Origin of the sequence: Achromobacter sp. Marseille-Q0513, assembly GCF_018195695.1 — a bacterium.
Lineage (GTDB): Bacteria > Pseudomonadota > Gammaproteobacteria > Burkholderiales > Burkholderiaceae_B > Achromobacter.
On record NZ_JAGTJY010000405.1, the window covers coordinates 1 to 802 of the forward strand.

Here is an 802-nt window from a genome sequence, read left to right on the forward strand (position 1 = left end):
TCGCTGACGCCGGACGTGTCGCTGGTCAAGGCGCACATCGCCGACCGCAGCGGCAACCTGGTGTTCCGCAAGACCGCGCGCAACTTCAACCCGAACGTGGCGATGGCCGGCAAGATCACCGTGGTCGAGGTCGAGCAGATCGTCGAGACCGGCAGCCTGGACCCCGATCAGGTCCACCTGCCCGGCATCTATGTGCAACGGATCGTGCTGAACGCCACGCCGGAAAAGCGCATCGAACAACGCACCACTCGCCCGGCCTGAGGAGAACGGACATGGCATGGACCCGCGATGAAATGGCGGCGCGCGCCGCGCGCGAGCTGCAAGACGGCTTTTATGTGAACCTGGGCATCGGCCTGCCCACCCTGGTGGCCAACCACGTGCCGGCCGGCATGGAAGTGTGGCTGCAATCGGAGAACGGCCTGCTGGGCATCGGCCCCTTCCCGACCGATGCCGAGGTCGACGCCGACCTGATCAACGCCGGCAAGCAGACGGTCACGACGCTGCCGGGCTCGTCGATCTTCTCGTCGGCCGATTCCTTCGCGATGATCCGCGGCGGCAAGATCAACCTGGCGATCCTGGGCGCGATGCAGGTGTCCGAGCAGGGCGACCTGGCCAACTGGATGATTCCGGGCAAGATGGTCAAGGGCATGGGCGGGGCGATGGACCTGGTGGCCGGCGTGGGCCGCGTGGTGGTCCTGATGGAACACGTGGCCAAGAAGAAGGACGGCACCGAGGACATCAAGCTGCTGCCGGCGTGCAACCTGCCGCTGACCGGCGTGGGCGTGGTCAACCTGATCATCAC

Annotated in this window: 2 protein-coding genes; both read left to right on the plus strand. The window is 66.2% G+C overall.

What is annotated here, in order from left to right; all coding sequences use genetic code 11:
* Positions 1–261: CoA-transferase (locus KDH83_RS30935; protein WP_283093863.1), on the plus strand; the 261-nt coding region annotated here is incomplete at its 5' end.
* A gap of 11 nt (positions 262–272) precedes the next feature.
* On the plus strand, positions 273–802 hold a 530-nt coding region (locus KDH83_RS30940), incomplete at its 3' end, for a 3-oxoacid CoA-transferase subunit B (RefSeq protein WP_212322898.1).